Below are 17160 nucleotides of genomic sequence, written 5' to 3'. Positions count from 1 at the left end.
GGACTCCATGCCATGGACCGGCACACGCTCCGCAACGGGCGCCTCGGCGCCGCGATCAAGGCCGATGGGGCGGAGCTGTGCTCCCTCACCCTCGACGGGCGGGAACTGCTCTGGCAGGCCGGTCCGGAGTGGCCGCGCCACGCACCGGTGCTGTTTCCCGTCGTCGGGCGGCTGAAGGACGACACGCTGCGCCACCGGGGCCGCACCTTCCGCGTAACCCAGCACGGCTTCGCCCGCGACCGCCGCTTCACCTGGGAGGAGCGCACGCCCACCCTCTGCCGCCTGTCCCTGTGCGATGACGACGCGACCCGTGCGCAATACCCCTTCGCCTTCCGGCTGGAACTGATCTTCGACCTGGACGCGGAAGGGCTGACCATCCGCCACCGCATCGCCAATCCGGGTTCGGAAGCGCTTCCCGCCTCGCTGGGCGTGCACCCGGCCTTCCTCTGGCCGTTGCAGGACGGGATCGCCAAGGACGCGCACGAGCTTCTGTTCGAGACCGACGAACCCGCCCCGATCCGCCGCGTCGATGGCGGCCTTCTGGCCCCGCAGCCGGAGCCGACGCCCATCGAGGGCCGCCGCCTGCCACTGAACGAGGGGCTGTTCGCGCGGGACGCGGTGATCCTCGACCGGCCCGCCAGCCGCTCCGTCCGCTATGGCGCACCCGGCGCGCCGAGCCTTACCATCTCCTGGGAGGGCTTCCGCGAACTGGGAATCTGGTCCAAGCCGTCCGGCGCGCCCTTCCTGTGCATCGAGCCCTGGCACGGCCATGCCTCCCCGGCGGGCTTCGACGGGGAGTTCACGGACAAGCCGGGGCTGCTGCACCTCGCCCCCGGCGCGATGCGGGAGCTGAGCTACCGCATCGCCGTGGGGTGAAAAAGGAGTGATCCATCAGCCGCGCTTGTTCAGCGGGACGAAGGCGCGGCCCGGATTGCCGGTGTAGAGCTGGCGGGGGCGCCCGATCTTCTGCTGCGGGTCCTCGATCATCTCCTGCCACTGGGAAATCCAGCCGACGGTGCGGGCCAGCGCGAACAGCACGGTGAACATGCTGGTCGGGAAGCCCATCGCCTTCAGAATGATGCCCGAGTAGAAATCGACGTTGGGGTACAGCTTCTTCTCGACGAAATAGCTGTCCTCCAGCGCGATCTTCTCCAGCTCCATGGCGATGGCGAGGTGGGGTTCGTTCTTGATGCCCAGCACGTCCAGAACCTCATAGCAGGTCTGGCGCATGATCTTGGCGCGCGGGTCGTAGTTCTTGTAGACCCGGTGGCCGAAGCCCATCAGGCGGAAGGGATCGTTCTTGTCCTTGGCGCGCTTGATGAATTCCGGGATGCGCTCGACCGAGCCGATCTCCTCCAGCATCAGCAGCACCGCCTCGTTGGCGCCGCCGTGCGCCGGCCCCCACAGCGCCGCGATGCCCGAGGCGATGCAGGCGAAGGGGTTGGCGTGCGACGAACCGGCCAGCCGCACCGTGGAGGTGGAGGCGTTCTGCTCGTGGTCGGCGTGCAGGATGAAGATCTTGTCCATGGCGCGGGCCAGGACCGGATCGACCTTCCACGGCTCGCAGGGCGTGCCGAAGGTCATGTAGAGGAAATTCTCCGCGTAGCTCAGGTCGTTGCGCGGGTACATGAAGGGCTGGCCGACCGAGTATTTGTAGGCCATGGCGGCCATGGTCGGCATCTTGGCGATCAGCCGGTGCGCGGCGATCATCCGCTGCCTGGGATCGAGGATGTCCGTCGAGTCGTGGTAGAAGGCCGAGAGCGCGCCGGTGACGCCGCACATCACCGCCATGGGGTGCGCGTCGCGGCGGAACCCGCTGTAGAAGCGGCTCAACTGCTCGTGCACCATGGTGTGGTAGGTGATGGTGCGCTCGAACTCCTCCTTCTGCTGCGGATTCGGCAGTTCGCCGCGCAGCAGCAGGTGGCAGACCTCCAGGTAATCGCAATGCTCCGCCAGATCCTGGATGGCGTAGCCCCGGTGCAGGAGGATGCCTTCGTCGCCGTCGATGTAGGTGATGGCCGACTCGCAGCTCGCCGTCGAGGTGAAGCCGGGGTCGAAGGTGAAATAGCCGGTTTCGGCGTAGAGCTTGCGCACGTCGATGGCACGCGGGCCGGTTTCGCCTTCCAGCAGCGGCAGCCTGACGGTTTTTCCGGTCGTGTCGTCGGTGACGGTGATGGTCCCCACCTGCTTGACCTCGCCGCGCCAGACCGGCCGGCCCTTGCTGCTCTCCATCGGCCCCTCCTTATGTGCGCGCCATCGGGCGTGGCGCTGTTTCGTTGCCCGTAGGAGACTGTATGAATGGGGGGTGCCGTCAATAGCACTCCCGATAGATGCCACCCGGCCGGGCATAGACCTTCAGAAGATTCCCGCCTCCAGCCCGGCGGCCATCAGCAGCCCCAACTCCTCGCAGGAGGCGGTGAAGTCTTCGCGGTACGGGCCGCGGCAGACCAGCGGTTCCTGCACCGGGCGCCAGCGCAGCCCCGTCGCGATGGAGGAGACGGCGCGGCAGGTGCCCGTCCCGTCATGACCGGCCCGCACGAACAGCGCGTAGGGCAGCCCCTGCGTGCGCTCCAGGCAGGGGTAATAGCTGCGGTCGAAGAAGTCCTTCAGCGCACCGCTCATGTATCCCAGATTTTCCGTCGTGCCGAGGATCACGCCCTGTGCGGCCAGCAGGTCCTCCGGCCCGGCCTCCAGCGGCGGCTTCGCCACCACCTCGACCCCCTGCACGTCCGGCGACCGCGCGCCGCGCAGCACGGCGTCCAGCAGCGCCCGCGTGTTGGGCGACGGGCAATGGGCGACGACGAGAAGGCGCTTCACGATCACTCCTCATAACGTGGGCGGATGATGGCTTCCATCATCCGCCCACGGTCAAACCCGACAGATCAATGCGATAGCATTGATTGAAAGGGTGATACGGACGAAGCCTTCAGGCGTCGTCCGTATCAGGCCATCAGTTGACCGCCGTTCACCTCGATCACCTGACCGCTGATGTAACCGCTGAGGCCGTCCGATGCCAGGAACAGATAGGCGCCCACGCAGTCCTCCGCGGTGCCCAGCCGGCCCAGCGGGATGCGCGCCGCCGTCGCCGCCAGCTTTTCCGGCGTGGAGTAGCGTTGGTGGAAGTCGGTGTCGATGGTCCCCGGCGACACGGCGTTGACGCGGATGCGGTCCGGCGCCAGCTCCGCCGCCAGGGAGCGTGTGAAGGTCGACACGAACGCCTTCGACGCGCTGTAGATCGACGAGCCGGGACTGCCCCCGGTGCGGGCGGAAATGGAGACGGTGTTGACGATGGCCCCGCCGCCGGACGCCCGCAAGGCCGGCAGCGCACGCCGGCAGGCCACGACGACGGAACGCAGGTTGAGGTCGATCACCTCGTCCAGGAAATCGTCGCCGATGCGCTCCAGCGGCACCCGTCCCACCATCGTACCGGCGTTGTTGACGAGGATGTCCAACCCGCCCAGCGTCTGCACCGCCCCGTCCACCGCCGACTCCACGGCGCGCGGGTTGCGGAAGTCGCCGGTGACGGCGTAGACCTCGGTCCCGCCCGCCGACAGGGCGAGCGCCAGCCGCGCCGCGGCGTCGCCGTTCCCCGACCCATGCAGCGCCACCCGCGCGCCCAGGCTGGCGAAGGCCGTGCCCACCGCGGCCCCGATGCCCCGGCTGCTTCCGGTCACCAGAACGCGCTTGCCGCGCAGATCTTCTCCCAACAGCGTCATGTCCGTGTCCCTCAGCGTTCGCGGCGCACGCGGCGCACGGCGTCCAGCCAGCCGTCGTAGAGACGGGCGCGCTGCCCCGGTTCCATCCGCGGCTCGAACCGGCGGTCGCAGCGCCAGGCGCCGGCCAGCGCCGCCTGATCGCGGTAGACCCCGGCCTTCAGCCCGGCCAGCCCGGCGGCCCCCAGGGCGGTCGTCTCGATCACCGCCGGGCGCTCCACCGGCAGGTCCAGCATGTCGGCCAGGAACTGGCACAGCCAGTCGTTCGCCGCCATGCCGCCGTCCACCCGCAGCGCGTCCGACGTGGCCCTGTCCGAGGCGGACCAGTCCGAGACCATGGCGTCGCGCAGGTCGCGCGTCTGGTAGGCCACCGCCTCCAGCGCGGCGCGGGCGATGTGCGCCGGTCCGGCGTCCAGCGTCAGGCCGAAGACCGCGGCGCGGGCCTGCGGGTCCCAGTGCGGCGCTCCCAGCCCGACGAAGGCCGGCACCAGATAGACGCCGTGGCTGTCCGGAACGCGGGTCGCCATGTCGTCGGTCTGGGAGGCGTGGGTGATGATCCCCAGCCCGTCGCGCAGCCATTTGACCGCGGCCCCTGCGATGAAGATGGAGCCCTCCAGCGCGTAGGTCGTCCGCCCGTCCAGCCGGTAGGCCACCGTGGTCAGCATGTTGGAGCGCGACTCGACCGGCATGGCTCCGGTGTTCAACAGGGCGAAGCAGCCGGTGCCGTAGGTGGACTTCACCATGCCCGGCTCGAAGCAGGCCTGCCCGAAGGTCGCCGCCTGCTGGTCCCCGGCGATGCCGGTGATCGGGACGGGGCGGCCCAGCAGGTCCGGCTCGGTCGCGCCGAATTCGGCGCTGCTGTCCAGCACCTCCGGCATCATGGCGCGGGGGATGCGGAACAGGGCGAGAAGCTCCTCGTCCCAGTCCTGCCGATGGATGTCGAAGACCATGGTGCGCGAGGCGTTGGTGGCGTCGGTGGCGTGCACCCGCCCGCCGGTCAGCCGGTGCAGCAGGAAGCTGTCGATGGTGCCGAAGCACAGCTCGCCCCGCTCCGCCCGCTCCCGCGCGCCGGGCACATGGTCGAGAATCCAGGCGATCTTGGTGGCGGAGAAGTAGGAATCGATCAGCAGGCCGGTCCTGCGCTGCACCAGCGGCCCGCAGCCCTCCTCCACCAGCCGGCGGCAGAGGTCGGCGGTGCGGCGGTCCTGCCAGACGATGGCGCGGTGCACCGGCTCGCCCGTGCGGCGGTCCCAGACGACGGCGGTTTCGCGCTGGTTGGTGATGCCGATGGCGGCGATGTCCGCGGCGCTCAGCCCGGCCTCCGCCACGGCGCCGCGCATCACCGCCACGGTGTCGCGCCAGATGTCCTCCGGATCATGCTCGACCCAGCCGTCGGCGGGGTAGTGCTGCGCGAACTCGCGCCGCGCCACCCCGGCGGGAACGCCCCGCCGGTCGAAGACGATGGCGCGGGTGGAGGTGGTCCCCTGGTCGATGGCAAGGACGTTGCCGGCTTCGGGCATGGTTCCCCCTGCTGCGTTTTTTTGGTTTCCCTCTCCCGCCCCGGGAGAGGGAGGGACCCACGCGCCAGCGTGGGAGGGTGAGGGTGCCGACAAGGATCACTGCATTTATCCTCGGCAATACCCTCACCCGGCCCTCCGGGCCACCCTCTCCCGGGACGGGAGAGGGTAGCAAGACATCGCGTCACTGCACCATCGCGGCCTTCTTCGGCGGCGACGCCGGCCAGGACTTGATGAGCTGGTCGTAATCCACGGTCTCGCCCTTCGGCTTCTCGTTGGCCAGCTTGCGCTGGGGCGCCGTGGTGCCGTCCTTCTCGGCCTTGGCGAACCAGAACTCCGCGGACTCCTTCTTGTTCAGCTTCGGCCCGCATTCACCCTGCACGCCCGACCGCTCCAGCCGCTCCAGCACGGAGTCCTGAGCCGCGGCCAATGCGTCCATGGCCGCCTGCGGAGTCTTCGCGCCGGAGGAGGCGTCGCCGATGTTCTGCCACCAGAGCTGCGCCAGCTTCGGATAGTCGGGCACGTTCACGCCGGTCGGCGTCCACTGCACCCGCGCGGGGGAGCGGTAGAACTCGACCAGCCCGCCCAGCTTCGGCGCGCGCTCCGTGAAGCTCTTGTCCCAGATGTCGCTTTCGCGGATGAAGGTCAGCCCGACATGGCTCTTCTTCAGGCTGACGGACTTCGCGATGGTGAACTGGGCGTAGAGCCACGCCGCCTTGCGCCGGTCCACCGGGGTGGATTTCAGCAACGTCCAGGACCCGGCGTCCTGGTAGCCCAGCTTCATGCCGTCCTTCCAGTAGGACCCCTTGGGCGACGGCGCCATGCGCCATTTCGGCGTCCCGTCGGCGTTCACCACCGGCAGGCCGTCCTTCACCATGTCGGCGGTGAAGGCGGTGTACCAGAACATCTGCTGCGCGACGTTGCCCTGGGCCGGCACCGGGCCGGATTCGGAGAAGGTCATGCCCGCGGCCTGCGGCGGCGCGTACTTCTTCAGCCATTCCACATATTTGGCGACGGAGTAGACGGCGGCCGGGCCGTTGGTGTCGCCGCCCCGCTCGATGGAGGAGCCGACCGGGCGGCAGCCCTCCATGCGGATGCCCCACTCGTCCACCGGCTTGCCGTTGGGCAGGCCCTTGTCGCCGTTGCCGGCCATCGACAGCCAGGCGTCGGTGAAGCGCCAGCCCAGCGACGGATCTTTCTTGCCATAGTCCATGTGGCCGTACACCTTGACGCCGTCGATCTCCTTCACGTCGTTGGTGAAGAACTCGGCGATGTCCTCATAGGCTGACCAGTTGACCGGGACGCCCAGCTCATACCCGTACTTGGCCTTGAACTTCGCCTTGATGTCCGGGTTGGTGAACCAGTCGTAGCGGAACCAGTAGAGGTTGGCGAACTGCTGGTCGGGGATCTGGTAGAGCTTGCCGTCCGGGGCGGTGGTGAAGGACTTGCCGATGAAGTCGTTCACGTCCAGCGTCGGCAGGGTCACGTCCTTGCCCTCCCCCTCCATCCAATCGGTGAGGGGAACCACCTGCTTGTAGCGGAAATGGGTGCCGATCAGGTCGCTGTCGTTGATCCAGGCGTCGTAGATGTTCTTGCCGGACTGCATCTGCGTCTGGATCTTCTCCACCACGTCGCCTTCCTGGATCAGGTCGTGGCGCAGCTTGATGCCGGTGATCTCGCTGAACGCCTTGGCCAGCGTCCGGGCCTCGTACTCGTGGGTGGTGATGGTCTCGGAAACGACGTTGATCTCCATGCCGGCGAAGGGCTTGGCGGCGTCGATGAACCACTGCATTTCCTTGAGCTGCTCCTCCTTCGACAGGGTCGAAGGCTGGAACTCGCTGTCGATCCAGCGCTTGGCCGCCTCGATGTCGGCGAAGGCCGGGGCCGATGACAGAAGAAGCGCCGCCGCGGATGCGGAGGCCAGATACAGGGTACGCATTGTTGTTTCCTCCCGTTTCCTTTGTTGACCAGTCACACCCACACGTCACACCCAGCGGAACACCGCCGCGGCGTAGAGAAGCGAAAGCGCCGTCGCGTAGTGCAGGCTCTCCCCCACCAGCCCCAGCCAGGCGAGGTGGATGAAGGCGCTGCCCAGCAGCGTGATGAACAGCCGGTCGCCGCGCGTGGTGGTGATGCCCAGCACGCCGGGCCGCGCCACCTCCGGGCGGTTGATGGCCAGGACCGTCAGCAGGGTCAGAAGCGAGGCGACGACGGCGAAGAAGGCGCCCGTCTGCCAAGTCCACGCCATCCAGGCGAGGTGGTCGGTAACGTTCTCCATAACGGCGTCCTCCCTCCCGTCAGACGCGGCCCAGGGCGAAGCCCTTGGCGATGTAGTTGCGCACGAACCAGATCACCAGCGCGCCGGGCAGAATGGTCAGCACCCCCGCCGCCGCCAGCAGCCCCCAGTCCATGCCCGAGGCGGAGACGGTGCGCGTCATCGTCGCCGCGATGGGCTTGGCGTCCACCGAGGTCAGCGTGCGCGCCAGCAGCAGCTCGACCCAGCTGAACATGAAGCAGAAGAAGGCGGTGACGCCGATCCCGCTGGCCACCAGCGGCGTGAAGATCTTCACGAAGAAATGCGAAAAGCTGTAGCCGTCGAGATAGGCGGTCTCGTCGATCTCCCGCGGTACCCCGGACATGAAGCCCTCCAAGATCCACACCGCCAGCGGCACGTTGAACAGGCAGTGGGCCAGCGCCACGGCCAGCGGCGTGTCGAACAGCCCGATGGCGGAATAGAGGTTGAAGAAGGGCAGCGCGAAGACCGCCGCCGGGGCCATGCGGTTGGACAGCAGCCAGAAGAACAGATGCTTGTCCCCGACGAAGCGGTAGCGCGAGAAGGCGTAGGCCGCCGGCAGGGCCAGCGCGATCGACAGCACCGTGTTCAGCACCACATATTGCAGCGAGTTCAGGTAGCCGGAATACCAGGACGGGTCGGTGAAGATCCGCCGGTAATTCTCGAAGGTGAGGTTGTGCGGCCACAGCGTCAGGCCGCTGACGATCTCTGTGTTCGTCTTCAGGCTCATGTTCACGAGCCAGTAGATCGGCAGCATCAGGAGCAGGATGTAGAGCGTGAGGACGATCCGTGCGCGCAGCATGGCCCGTTTCCTTTGCTAATTCCGTTGCGCATCCATGCGGGTCATCACCGTGTAGAAGACCCAGCAGACCGCCAGGATGATCAGGTTGTAGACGATGGACAGGGCCGCGGCCTTGCCCAGGTCGAACTGCCCCAGCGCCAGCTTCACGAGGTCGATCGACACGAAGGTGGTCGAATTGCCGGGGCCGCCGCCGGTCACCACGAAGGGTTCGGTGTAGATCATGAAGCTGTCCATGAAGCGCAGAAGCACGGCGATCAGCAGCACCCGGTGCATCTTCGGCAATTGGATGTTCCGGAAGATCGCCCAGCGCGACGCCCCGTCGATCCGGGCCGCCTGATAGAAGGCGTCGGGGATGGAACGCAGCCCCGCGTAGCAGAGCAGCGCCACCAGCGAGGTCCAGTGCCAGACGTCCATCGCCACGATGGTCACCCAGGCCGACAGGGGGTCCGCGGTGTAGTTGTAGGGGATGCCCAGCCGGTTGACCGCCCAGCCCAGCAGGCCGATGTCCTCGCGGGCGAAGATCTGCCAGATGGTGCCGACCACGTTCCACGGGATCAGCAGCGGCAGCGCCAGCACCACCAGCGTCGCCGCCACCCGCCAGCCGTGCCGCGGCATGCTCAGCGCCACGGCGATGCCCAGCGGCACCTCGATCAGCAAAATCAGCAGCGAGAACAGCAGGTTGCGCCACAGCGCGTCGAAGAAGCGCCCGCCGAGGTCGGTGGAGGGGTCGAGAAGCTCCTGGTACCAGCCGATGCCGTTCCAGAAGAACTGGTTGTTCCCGAAGGTGTCCTGCACCGAGTAGTTCACCACCGTCATCAGCGGCAGGATGGCCGAGAAGGCGACGATCAGCAGAACCGGCAGGACGAGCAGCCATGCCCCCTGGTTGACGGGCTTGTCCATCACGCCGCCTCCCCTTCCACGAGCGTTCCGTCCGCGTAGACATGCACCATGGCGGGGTCGAGCAGCAGCGACGCCTCGTCCCCTGCGAGCGTCAGATCCTCCGGCACCGTCGCGGCCATGGGCAGGCCCGACAGCTCCACCCGCGCGATGCGCGTGCGTCCCAGATCGTCCAGCCGCCGCACCCGCACCGGCACGCCGCCGGCCCCGGCGGGAGCCAGCGTGGCGAATTCCGGGCGCACGCCGATCTCGATCTTCGCCCCACCGTCCAGAGCCGGATAACCGCGGCGCAGCGGGATGAGGTGCCCGCCGACCCTTGCCGCGCGGCCCGACACCTCCGCCGGCAACACGTTCATGCCCGGCGAGCCGATGAAATGGCCGACGAAGACGTGGGCGGGCCGTTCGAACAGCTCCTGCGGGCGGCCCATCTGCACCACGCGCCCGTCATGCATGACCACCACCGTGTCGGCGAAGGTCAGCGCCTCCGTCTGGTCGTGGGTCACGTAGATCATCGTCAGGTCCAGCGCCCGGTGCAGCGCCTTCAGCTTCGACCGCAACTCCCATTTCAGGTGCGGATCGATGACGGTCAGCGGCTCGTCGAACAGGATGGCCGCCACGTCGGGGCGGACCAGCCCGCGCCCCAGCGAAATCTTCTGCTTGGCGTCGGCGGTCAGGTTTCGCCCGCGCCGGTTCAGGTCCGCCGTCAAGTCCAGCAGCGCCGCGATCTCCCGCACCCGCGCGTCCAGCGGCGCCCCGCGCAGGCCGCGGTTGCGCAGCGGGAAGGCGAGGTTCTCGTAGACCGTCATGGTGTCGTAGACGACCGGGAATTGGAACACCTGGGCGATGTTGCGCGCCTCGGTCGGCAGGGCGGTCACGTCCCGCCCGTCGAACAGCACCCGCCCCTCGCTGGGGGTCAGCAGGCCGGAGATGATGTTCAGCAGCGTGGTCTTGCCGCAGCCGGACGGCCCCAGCAGCGCGTAGGCCCCGCCCTGCTCCCACACATGGGTCATCGGCTTCAGCGCGTAGTCGTCGTCTCCCTTCGGGTTGGGGGTGTAGCTGTGGGCCAGGGATTGAAGGTCGATGCGCGCCATGCCGTCCGCCCTCCCCTTCAGGCCGCCATGACCAGCGGCGGCGCCGCGGCCAGCCGCCCGTCATGGCCGAACACGAACAGGCGCCGCGGGTCGATGAAGCACTCGATCCGCTCGCCCGGCTCCACCTCCAGCACGCCGCGCGTGACGGCGACCCAGCGATCCGCCCCGCCCCCGAATTGACCGCCGTCCGTGCGCGGCAGGTCGATGTGGACGAAGCTTTCCGAACCGGTGATCTCGCTGACCGCCACCACGCCGCGCAGGGCCACGGCGTCGGCGTGGGGACGCTCCAGATGCAGGTGGTCGGCGCGGAAGCCGATGGTGTAGTCGTCGTCCGGAAGCTCCGCCAGCACGCCGCGCGCCGGCCCGTGCTCCCCCGTCGCCAGCACGATCTGGAGGCCGCGCTTGTGCACCCGCATGGTGTTGAGCGGCGGGTCGGAGAAGACGCGCGCGCTGGTCAGGTTGGCCGGGCGGCGGTAGACGTCCGGCGTGCGCCCGAACTGCGCCAGCCGCCCCTCCCACAGCGTCGCCGTGTTGCCGCGGAGCAGAAGCGCCTCCGCCGGCTCCGTCGTCGCGTAGACGAAGACCGCGCCGGTGGCGGCGAAGATCTTCGGCAGTTCCTCCCGCAATTCCTCGCGCAGCTTGTAATCCAGGTTGGCCAGCGGCTCGTCGAGCAGGACGAGTTGCGCCTCCTTCACCAGGGCTCGGGCGATGGCGGTGCGCTGCTGCTGCCCGCCGGACAACTGCTGCGGCGTGCGTTGCAGATAGGGGTCCAGCTTCAGCAGGCGCGCCGCCTCCCGCACCTTGCGGTCGATCTCGTCCTTGGGCCGGCGGGCCACCCGCAGGGGCGACGCGATGTTCTCGTAGACGCTCAGGGACGGGTAGTTGATGAACTGCTGGTAGACCATCGCGACGGAGCGTTCGCGGACGTGCCGTCCGGTCACATCCACGCCGTCCACCAAGATCCGCCCGGCGCTGGGCGTGTCCAGCCCGGCCATCAGCCGCATCAGCGACGTCTTGCCCGACAGGGTCGGACCCAACAGGACGTTCAGCGACCCGCGTTCCAGGGTCAGCGACACGTTCTCGATGTGAGCGTGGCCGCCGACATGCCTGCTGACCTTGTCCAGAACCAAACCCACCGGCATTCCTCCCCAATATTCATTTTTTCTTTATTGAGATGGTTCTTGTCGCCGCGTTTCCAGTCCGCTATTCCGCGGCGTCGGACGCCCTCTCCCTCCGGCTGCGTTCTTCCGCCATGAAGGCGTCGAGAGCCTGCGCCTGCCCGGCGTCCAGCCGCAGACCCAGCTTGGTCCGGCGCCACAGAACGTCCTCGGCGGTCTCCGCCCATTCCTCGGTCATCAGGTAGCGAACCTCCGCCTCCGTCAGTGTGGCACCGAAGTCCCGGCCCAGATCCTCAAGACGCGCGGCGCGGTCCAGGATCATCCGGGCGCGGGTGCCGTAGGCACGGACCAGCCGTTCCACATGCGGCTGGGTCAGAAAGGGGAAGCGCGCCCGCAGTTCCGCCACCAGCGCCGGAACGCCGTCCACCGGAAAGTTGCCGCCGGGCAGGGTCCCGCCGCTGCTCCAGCCCGTCGCCCCGGAGGCCAGCTTCGGCAGGAGGGGCGTCAGCTTGGCGATGGCCGCGCCGGCCAGCCGGCGGTAGGTGGTGATCTTGCCGCCGAAGATGTTGAGCAGCGCCGCCTGCCCGTCGCCCGGTGCGTCCAGCGCCAGCACGTAATCGCGGGTCGCCGCCTGCGCCGTGGATGCGCCGTCGTCGTACAGCGGGCGGACGCCGGAATAGGTCCACACCACGTCGGCGGGCGTCACCGGCTTGGCAAAATACTCCCCGGCGGCGGCACAGAGATAGGCGATTTCCGCCTCCGACGCGCGGACATCCGCCGGATCGCCCACATAGTCGTTGTCGGTGGTGCCGATCAGGGTGAAGTCGCGCTCGTAGGGGATGGCGAAGACGATGCGCTTGTCGGCGTTCTGGAAGATGTAGCAGCGGTCGTGGTCGAACAGCTTCGGCACCACGATGTGCGAGCCCTGGACCAGCCGGATGCGCGCGTCCACCGTGGACCGCGCGCCCTGGCGCATCACCTCCGACACCCAGGGACCGGCGGCGTTGACCAGCGCGCGGGCGCGGATGGTGCTGCGCCGACCGCTGCGCGTGTCCTCCACGGTCAAGGCCCACAGCCCGTCCTCGCGGACGGCGTTCAGGAAGCGGGTGCGGGTGCGGATCGCCGCCCCCATGCGCGCGGCGTCCTGCGCGTTCAGAACCACCAGACGCGCGTCGTCGACCCAACAATCCGAATATTCGAAAGCACGAGCGAAACCGGGTTTCAGCGGGGTCCCCGCCGGATCGCTGCGCAGATCCAGCCCGCGCGTGCCGGGCAGCTTTTCCCGCCCGCCGAGATGGTCGTAGAGGAACAGGCCCAGCCGCAGGAGCCAGGCGGGCCGCAGGCCGGGCAGGTGGGGCAGCACGAAGCGCAGCGGCCAGATGATGTGCGGCGCCATGCGCCACAGCACTTCGCGCTCCCGCAACGCCTCGCGGACCAGCCGGAACTCGTAATATTCCAGATAGCGCAGGCCGCCGTGGATCAGCTTCGTCGAGGCCGACGAGGTGCCGGCCCCCAGATCCTTCTGTTCGCACAGATAGACGGAGCATCCGCGCCCCGCGGCGTCGCGCGCGATGCCGCAGCCGTTGATGCCGCCGCCGACGATGGCAAGGTCGTAGACCCCGGCCATCCGTCCCTCCTCTCCGATGTGCGCCCGCCCCTTGCGGTCCGCGTCTTTGTTTTCGTTTCAAACGGTAGCCGAGGGCGCAACGGGCCGCAATACGAAAAAAGTGAAAGCCAAACGAAAGCCTCCGGCGCCGGCCCACCTCCCTCTTCGGGGGAACCGGTGAACTCCCGCGGCTCCGGCGGGTTATCCAGGGCAACCGGAACCGGAGGACCGCGTGTTCGAGTGGATCGCAGACATGGTTGAAAGCGGCGGCTACGCCGGCATCGCGCTTCTGATGCTGCTGGAGAACGTCTTCCCCCCCATCCCGTCGGAACTCATCATGCCGCTGGCCGGGTTCGTCGCGGCCCGCGGGGATCTCAGCCTGCCGCTGGTGGTGCTGGCGGGCGGCGCGGGGTCGGTGGCGGGGGCGCTGTTCTGGTATTACGCCGGGCTGTGGCTGGGCAGCGAGCGGCTGAAACGGCTGGCCGCCCGCCATGGCCGCTGGCTGACCGTGGCGCCCGCGCAGGTGGACGAGGCGGCGGGCTGGTTCCGCCGGCACAGCGCGGCGTCGGTGCTGGCCGGGCGCCTGATCCCGGCGGTGCGCACGCTGATCTCGGTTCCCGCGGGGATCGCCGGCATGGGGCTGGCCCGGTTCCTGGCCTACTCGACCATCGGCACGGCGCTGTGGTCGCTGGTTCTGGCCGGGGCGGGCTATCTCTTGGAGGGTCAGTACGACAAGGTGTCGGGCTGGATGGACCCGGCGGCCAAGCTGGTCGTCGCCGCCTTCGCCGCCTGGTACGCCTACCGCGTCGCCACCTTCCGCCCGGAGGAGCGGAACTGACGGGGAGCTGACGGGGGGCGGCCCCGTCAGTTCCTCGCATCAGGACGTTCTCATAACGTGGGCGGATGATGGCTTCCATCATCCGCCCACGGTCAAACCCGACAGATCAATGCGATAGCATTGATTGAAAGGGTGATACGGACGAAGCCTTCAGGCGCCGTCCGTATCACTCCTTCGCGTCGTCCTGCGAACGGCGGGCAGGCAGATCCTTGCGCTTCGTGGACGCCATGTCCCGAAGCTCCTTTTCGCTCATCGACTTGGCCATCTCCTTCGAGGCGCCGCGCAGGCTGGATTCCGGCTGTTCCCCGCGCTTGGCCGCCAGCGCCGCACCCGCGGCCATCTGCTGCTTCTTCGATTCCGCCTTGCTCATGAGAACCCTCCGCGTGTGATGACAGGGTCGCTCCGTCAACAGGACAAGGCGAATTCCGTTCGGACGGGCGAAGAAAGCAACCTCTGGTGATATCCCTCAACCACGCTGGTCGTCGCGAATTCCCATGACATAAAGCGGCACGAAATAACCACACATTGGTGTGCTTGCGTCGGTGTGCTTGCGTCATTCCATAATCGGAATGCGACTTACTTCTCTGTTAAAATCTTTGCGAGTTGTATCATTCGTTGACAAACTCCGTTTCGGATGTATTCTCAGCCCTCCAATCCCTTATTGGGATGCGTATGACGATTCTGTAAAATTCAGCCAAATTTTCCCGTCGGATAATTGTAACGCCGAAGGAATTGTGGGGACTTCGATGCCCGACACCACGCCATACCTCCCCAGCGACCACTTTCAACTGTCCAACAGTTTCGGTCCTGTGAAAATTTGGCCCACCTTTCGTTTGCATGAAGGGTTCGAGCGCCTCGTGGACCGGCATCCCACCGCGCCGGCGGTGGTGTCGGACGCCGGGATTCTCGATTACGCGGGGCTGGACGCGGCGGCCAACGCGCTCGCCCACGCGCTGCTGGCGCTCGGGCTGGGGGCGGAGGAGCCGGTGGGCGTGCTGGCGGAGCGGTCGGGCTTCCTGCCGCTGGCGTTCCTGGGGATTCTGAAGGCGGGCGGCGTCTATGTGCCGATGGTCGCCGACCTCCCGGCGGACCGGCTGGCGAACATGGCCCGGCAGGCCGGCATGCGGCTGGTGATCGCGCTGGACGGGCTGGTCCCGCCGGACGCGCTGACCGGCGTCCTGTCCGCCAACGGCTGGGCGGAACGGCCCCACGCCGTCCTGCGCCCGGAGGCGCTGGACGCGGACAGCCTCACCAAGGGCGGGCAACGCCCCGGCCGCCCCGGCCCGGCGGACGGGCTGGCGGTCATCCTCTTCACCTCCGGTTCCACCGGCCAGCCGAAGGGCGTTCTGATCCAGCACGACGCCTGCGTGAATCTGGCGCTCGGCCACACCGAGGCGCAGGGCGTCGGGCCGGGCGACCGGGTTCTGCTGTCCACCTCCCCCGGCTTCATCCTGGGCTTCCGGGAACTGTGCCTGCCGCTGCTCTCCGGCGCCGCCTACGTCCCGGCCTCCCGCGCGCTGATCGACGATCCGGCGCGGCTGCTGGAGCACATGGCCCGGCTGGGCGTGACCATCGCCCTGTTCACGCCCTCCTACCTGCGGCTTCTGCGGGGGGCGGTGCCGGCGGGGCTGCGCATGATCCTGACCGCCGGGGAACGGCCCAACCCCGACGACGCGCGGCACTACGCCCGGCACATCGACTATTGGAACATGCACGGCGCCACGGAGGTCTGCGGCACCATCTGCATGCACAAGGTGACCCCGGACGGCGACGGCGCGCTGCCCAGCGGGCGGCCCTTCACCAACAACGCCGTCCATCTGCTGGACCGCCACGGCAACGAGGTTCCCTATGGCGAGGTCGGGGAGATCCACGTCGTCGGGCGGGGCGTCTCGCGCGGCTATCTGAACCAGCCGGAGCTGTCGGCGGAGAATTTCGTGGAGACGCGCTTCGGGCGCGCCTACCGCACGCACGACCTGGGCCGCTGGACCGCGGACGGCGATCTGGAGACGCTGGGCCGCGCCGACGACGTGGTGAAGGTGTCCGGCCAGTCGGTGTCGCTGGGCGAGATCGAGCGGACGCTGCTGCGCCATCCGCTGGTCAGCCGCGCCGCCGCCCTTCAGCACAGGGGCCGCCTCGCCGCCATCGTGGAGAGCGCCGACCCCGAGGCCGCGCAGGATGAGGACTGGCGCGCCTTCCTGACCCGCACGCTGCCCGCCTACATGGTGCCGGCGCGGGTGAAGGCCGTGCCGAAGATGCCGATCAGCTCCGCCGGCAAGACCGACCGCCGCGCCCTGCTGGCGCTCGTTGAGGACGCCCTGGCGACCCCGCGGACGGGAAGCGGGATGCCACCGCAGGGCGACCTGGAACGGGCCGTCGCCGCGGTGTGGGAAGAGGTGCTGGACGTCCGTCCGGTGATGCGGGACGACCCGTTCTTCGCCATCGGCGGCACCAGCCTGCTCGCCATCGCGGTGGGGCAGCGCCTGCACACGCTCGGCCATCCGGTGGCGGTGCCCGTCATCCTGGCCTCCCGGACGGTGGAGGCGCTGGCCCGCCGCATCGCCGAACAGGGGCGGGACGATGCCGCCCCGCTGGACCGGACCGAAGGCCCCGCCACCGCCGGGCAGGAGGATTTCTGGGTCGCCGCGAAGCTCGGCCTCGCCGCCGCCGGGTCGCACGTCGTGCGCGTGCTGTCGGTGCACGGTCCGGCGCCGGAGGCGGAGCGCTGGCGCGCCGCCTGGGCCGCCCTGCTGGAGCGTCACCCGGCCCTGCGCACCGGCTTCCGCGCCGATGCCGAAGGGCGGGTGCGCTGGCACACCGCCGCAACCGACGATCTGCCGCCCTCCGCCCGCCTGTCCGTCGACCGCTGCCACGCGCCGGAGGAGGCGCGGGAACTGATCGCCGGCTACGCCGAGGCCCCCTTCGCCCTGACCGACCCGCCGCTGGCCCGCGCCGGGCTGCTGTTCGTCGAGTCCGGGAACGAGACGCTGTTCTGGTTCGTGCTGCACCACGCGGTGGTGGACGGCCAGTCCGCCCGGACCGTGCAGGAGGATTTCCTCGCCCTGCTGCTGGGCCGCGCCCTGCCCCCGGCGCTCCACGGCGTCGCGCTGGCCGCACGCGACGAGGCGCGCCATCTCCGCTCCGACCGGGCGGAGCAGGACCGCGCCTTCTGGCAGGCCAAGCTGGACGCCCTGCCGCCCGAGACGTTCGAGGAACTGCCGCTCGACCAGCCCCGCCCCGCCACCCCCGGCGGGCGGGCCGCCCCGCCCCTGGCGGGACGGCTGGACG

Annotated in this window: 15 protein-coding genes; 3 read left to right on the top strand and 12 right to left on the bottom strand. The window is 68.7% G+C overall.

Going from position 1 to position 17160, the window contains the following annotated elements; all coding sequences use genetic code 11:
* Positions 1-12: 12 nt before the first annotated feature.
* Entirely contained in the window at positions 13-876 is an 864-nt protein-coding gene (locus tag QSG27_RS10585) for an aldose 1-epimerase family protein (protein WP_306705883.1), read from the top strand.
* Positions 877-891: 15 nt separating this feature from the next.
* Here QSG27_RS10585 and gltA read toward each other — a convergent pair whose 3' ends face one another.
* The 11 genes from gltA to glpD all read right to left on the bottom strand — a co-directional run bounded on the left by gltA (position 892) and on the right by glpD (position 13058).
* Positions 892-2232, bottom strand: a complete 1341-nt coding sequence (gltA, locus tag QSG27_RS10580) for a citrate synthase (protein ID WP_306705881.1) — start codon at positions 2230-2232, stop codon at positions 892-894.
* 123 nt (positions 2233-2355) lie between these two features.
* On the bottom strand, positions 2356-2817 hold the full coding sequence (locus QSG27_RS10575; protein WP_306705880.1) for a flavodoxin family protein: 462 nt from the start codon (positions 2815-2817) through the stop codon (positions 2356-2358).
* Between the two features lie 125 nt (positions 2818-2942).
* The gene (locus QSG27_RS10570; protein ID WP_306705879.1) at positions 2943-3716 is read right to left on the bottom strand and encodes an SDR family NAD(P)-dependent oxidoreductase; all 774 of its coding nucleotides are present in this window, start codon (positions 3714-3716) and stop codon (positions 2943-2945) included.
* An 11-nt stretch (positions 3717-3727) separates the two neighbouring features.
* Positions 3728-5233: a glycerol kinase GlpK gene (glpK, locus tag QSG27_RS10565; RefSeq protein WP_306705878.1), complete on the bottom strand. Its 1506-nt coding sequence runs from the start codon at positions 5231-5233 to the stop codon at positions 3728-3730.
* A 181-nt stretch (positions 5234-5414) separates the two neighbouring features.
* Positions 5415-7169 carry an ABC transporter substrate-binding protein gene (locus QSG27_RS10560; protein WP_306705877.1) on the bottom strand — a complete coding sequence of 585 codons (1755 nt, stop codon included), beginning with the start codon at positions 7167-7169 and terminating at the stop codon, positions 5415-5417.
* 45 nt (positions 7170-7214) lie between these two features.
* A complete protein-coding gene (locus tag QSG27_RS10555; protein WP_306705874.1) occupies positions 7215-7508 on the bottom strand; it encodes a DUF2160 domain-containing protein in 294 nt (97 codons plus the stop codon).
* A gap of 19 nt (positions 7509-7527) precedes the next feature.
* Positions 7528-8325, bottom strand: coding sequence for a carbohydrate ABC transporter permease (locus QSG27_RS10550; protein WP_306705872.1), 798 nt, complete (start codon positions 8323-8325; stop codon positions 7528-7530).
* Between the two features lie 15 nt (positions 8326-8340).
* Positions 8341-9225 (bottom strand): carbohydrate ABC transporter permease, encoded by an 885-nt coding sequence (locus QSG27_RS10545; protein WP_306705870.1) that lies wholly within the window; start codon positions 9223-9225, stop codon positions 8341-8343.
* Positions 9225-10313 (bottom strand): ABC transporter ATP-binding protein, encoded by a 1089-nt coding sequence (locus tag QSG27_RS10540; RefSeq protein ID WP_306705868.1) that lies wholly within the window; start codon positions 10311-10313, stop codon positions 9225-9227. The genes QSG27_RS10545 and QSG27_RS10540 overlap by 1 nt, the downstream gene beginning before the upstream one ends.
* 17 nt (positions 10314-10330) lie before the next feature.
* A complete protein-coding gene (locus tag QSG27_RS10535; RefSeq protein ID WP_326522684.1) occupies positions 10331-11455 on the bottom strand; it encodes an ABC transporter ATP-binding protein in 1125 nt (374 codons plus the stop codon).
* 61 nt (positions 11456-11516) lie between these two features.
* Positions 11517-13058 carry a glycerol-3-phosphate dehydrogenase gene (glpD, locus tag QSG27_RS10530; protein ID WP_306705863.1) on the bottom strand — a complete coding sequence of 514 codons (1542 nt, stop codon included), beginning with the start codon at positions 13056-13058 and terminating at the stop codon, positions 11517-11519.
* 232 nt (positions 13059-13290) lie between these two features.
* Here glpD and QSG27_RS10525 point away from each other — a divergent pair, with 232 nt between their 5' ends.
* Complete coding sequence (locus tag QSG27_RS10525) at positions 13291-13875, top strand: DedA family protein (protein WP_306705861.1); 585 nt, start codon at positions 13291-13293, stop codon at positions 13873-13875.
* Between the two features lie 166 nt (positions 13876-14041).
* Here QSG27_RS10525 and QSG27_RS10520 read toward each other — a convergent pair whose 3' ends face one another.
* The gene (locus tag QSG27_RS10520) at positions 14042-14245 is read right to left on the bottom strand and encodes a DUF3008 family protein (RefSeq protein ID WP_306705858.1); all 204 of its coding nucleotides are present in this window, start codon (positions 14243-14245) and stop codon (positions 14042-14044) included.
* Between the two features lie 487 nt (positions 14246-14732).
* Here QSG27_RS10520 and QSG27_RS10515 point away from each other — a divergent pair.
* Positions 14733-17160 (top strand): amino acid adenylation domain-containing protein (locus QSG27_RS10515; protein WP_306705856.1); only part of this gene is annotated, 2428 nt, incomplete at its 3' end.

The organism is Azospirillum isscasi, assembly GCF_030849505.1.
Classification (GTDB): domain Bacteria; phylum Pseudomonadota; class Alphaproteobacteria; order Azospirillales; family Azospirillaceae; genus Azospirillum; species Azospirillum isscasi.
This window is presented reverse-complemented; position numbering and strand designations above follow the sequence as displayed.